1 protein-coding gene, 1 pseudogene and 1 riboswitch are annotated in these 3,053 nt (G+C 67.0%); the gene and the pseudogene both read right to left on the bottom strand.

The genetic code is table 11. The features are described from left to right. A pseudogene (locus ACWDTP_RS38045) lies at window positions 1-1,500 on the bottom strand (glycine dehydrogenase (aminomethyl-transferring)); the annotation flags it as partial. Window positions 1,501-1,653: 153 nt separating this feature from the next. Continuing rightward, a riboswitch (glycine riboswitch) is annotated at window positions 1,654-1,754 on the bottom strand. 74 nt (window positions 1,755-1,828) lie between these two features. Then, window positions 1,829-3,053: amino acid permease (locus tag ACWDTP_RS38040; RefSeq protein ID WP_450028380.1), on the bottom strand; the 1,225-nt coding region annotated here is incomplete at its 5' end.

Raw genomic sequence — 3,053 nt, 5'->3', positions numbered from 1 at the left:
CATCGTGCACGAGCCGAGCGGGATCATGGTGCGGTCCAGCGCGAGGTCCTTGTCGGAGAGCTCCCTCAGGAACCGCAGCATCGCCGTCTCGGACCGGTGCCGATGGAACACCGGGTGCTGCAGGTAGGGCGAGGTGCGCGCCAGTTCCGCTGGGATACGCGACGACTGGTTCGGTGCCGGATCGGTGGCATGGAAGACCGCCAGCACCCGTTGCACCACGTCGTCGGTGGTGCATTCGTCGCACGAGATCCCGACATGGTCGGCGTCGACGAGGCGCAGGTTGATCCCGGCGTGGTCGGCGGCCTCGACCAGCTCGCGCGCCGCCCCGGGGACCCGGACTCCCACGGTGTCGAAGAACTGCTCACTAACCAGGGTGTGGCCCGCGGCCCGCAGCCCGTCGGCGAGGGTGACCGCGTGGCCGTGCACTCGGGCGGCGATGGCGCGCAGTCCGTCCGGGCCGTGGTACACCGCGTACATGGCGGCCACGTTGGCCAGCAGGGCCTGCGCGGTGCAGATGTTGCTGGTCGCCTTGTCGCGGCGGATGTGCTGCTCACGCGTCTGCAACGCCAACCGGTAGGCGGGTTTGCCGTCGACGTCGATGGACACCCCGACCAGCCGGCCCGGCAGCATCCGCTCCAGCCCGTCGCGTACCGCCATATAGCCGGCGTGCGGACCGCCGAAGAACAGCGGGACACCGAAGCGCTGCGCGGAGCCGACCGCGATGTCGGCGCCCTGCTCACCGGGTGGCCGCAGCAGGGTCAGCGAAAGCAGGTCGGCGGCAACGGTGGTCAGCGCGCCGCGGTCTTTGGCCGTGGCGATCGACCCGGACAGGTCGCGGACCGCGCCGCTGGCGCCGGGCGCCTGGAACACCACACCGAACGCGTCGACGTCTGGCAGCCCCGCGGACAGGTCGGCCACCTCGACCTCGATGCCCACCGCCTGCGCGCGGCCCTGCACGACGGCCAGGGTCTGGGGCAGGCAGTCGGCGTCGAGAATTACGGTGTCGCAGGCGGATTTGGCCTTGTTCGCGCGCCGCATCAGCAGCACGGCCTCCATCACGGCGGTGGCCTCGTCGAGCAGGGAGGCGCCGGCCAGGGGGAGCGCGGTCAGGTCCTGGATCAGGGTCTGGAAGGTGAGCAGCGCCTCGAGGCGGCCTTGCGAGATCTCGGGCTGGTACGGGGTGTACGCGGTGTACCAGGCGGGGGATTCCAGCAGGTTGCGGCGCAGCACCGCGGGGGTGATGGTGTCGGAATAGCCGAGCCCGATCATCTGGACGCGGGTCTGGTTCCGGTCGGCCAGGGCGCGCAGACCACCGAGTACCTGCTGTTCGCTGCGGGCCGCGGGCAGGTCCAGCGGCGCGTCGAGGCGGATCTGCCCGGGTACGGCGGCATCGATCAATGCGTCGATGTCGCCGTACCCAAGTCTCCGCAGCATGTGCGCCGTCCCGGCAGAATCGGGACCGATGTGGCGAGCGGGGAAATCGCTGGAGAGGTCAGGCACGAGGTGGCTCCGGTTTCGTTAACGTCCGGGCAGCCGGACATCGAAAAGGACACCTCCCCGCTCTGTCCTGAAACCTGAGAGTTTGGGCGCCGCAGCGCTGTTCACCTTCGGTAAGTGTCCGGTTGGTCGACCGGCACTGTTCTCCAGAGTTGCCTCGACGCTGCGGTATTGAGCCTGAGAGATTCCCGGGGAGGAAGTTGCTCCTACGGCGCCTCCGATAAACCCAAGATCGGAGATTCTCCCGCTGCGTGTCAACGGCGTATTCAGTTGTGGTTGAACCCACCATACACTATCGATGGAATATTCGAAAGACGTTGGGGCGCAGTGCCTAACGTGAATCCTGGGTGGGGCTGTCCAGGCCGGCGCGGAACTCGGCCGCACGGACCAGGTGGCGTGGGCGCCGGCGCAGCACCGCCCAGGCCACGCCGAGGACGATGAACCAGATCGGGGTGACCAGCAGCGCGTGCAGGGTGTCCGACTTCTGGGTGAACGCCCAGATCAGGAACGCAAAGAAGGTCAGCACGACGTAGCACATCACGATGCCGCCGGGCATTTTGAACGCCGACGCCTCGTGCAGCTCGGGCCGCCGCCTGCGGTAGACCAGGTAGCTGCTGAGGATGATGGTCCAGACGAAGATGAAGCACAGGGACGAGATCGTGGTGACGATCGTGAAGGCCTCGATGATCGAATCGCCGACCGCGACCATGACCACACCGGCCAGCAGGAACACCCCGGACAGGAACAACGCGTTGGCGGGTACCAGGCGTGGGGTGAGGCGGCCGAATCGGCGTGGCGCGTCGCCCTCCTGCGCCAGCCCATAGACCATGCGTGAGGTGGAGTAGATGCCGGAGTTGGCCGAGGAAGCCGCCGACGTCAGCACCACGAAGTTGATCACCGATGCCGCAATGCCCAGGCCAGCCAGGCTGAACATGGCCACGAACGGGCTACGCTCGGCAACGATCTCACGCCACGGGGTTACCGAGATGATCACCGTCAACGCCACCACGTAGAACAGCATCACGCGCACGGGGATCGAGTTGATCGCCCGGGGCAGGTTGCGTTCGGGGTCCTTGGCCTCGGCCGCGGTGGTGCCGACCAGTTCGATCCCGACGAACGCGAAGACCGCGATCTGGAACCCTGCCACGAATCCCATTGGGCCGGTGGGGAAGAAACCGCCGTCGTTCCACAGGTTCGCGAAATCGGCCTGTGCACCGCCGGGGGACTCGAAATGGTTGAACACCATCACCAGGCCGACGATGATCAGCGCCACGATCGCGACGATCTTGATCAACGCGAACCAGAACTCGGTTTCGCCGAATGCCTTGACGGTGGGCAGATTCAACCCGATCAGCAGCAGCACCGCGGCCAGCGCCGGGATCCACAGCGGCAGGTCACGCCACCAGTAGCTGACGTACCCGGCGATCGCGACAACGTCGGCCACGCCGGTGACGATCCAGCAGAACCAGTAGGTCCAGCCGGTGAAGAAGCCGGCCCACGGGCCGAGCAGGTCGGCCGCGAAGTCGGCGAACGACTTGTACTTCAGGTTCGACAGC

This window comes from Mycobacterium sp. NPDC003449 (genome assembly GCF_053588415.1).
Note: the sequence above shows the minus strand (reverse complement) of the source record. Positions and strands in the feature narration are given on the sequence as shown.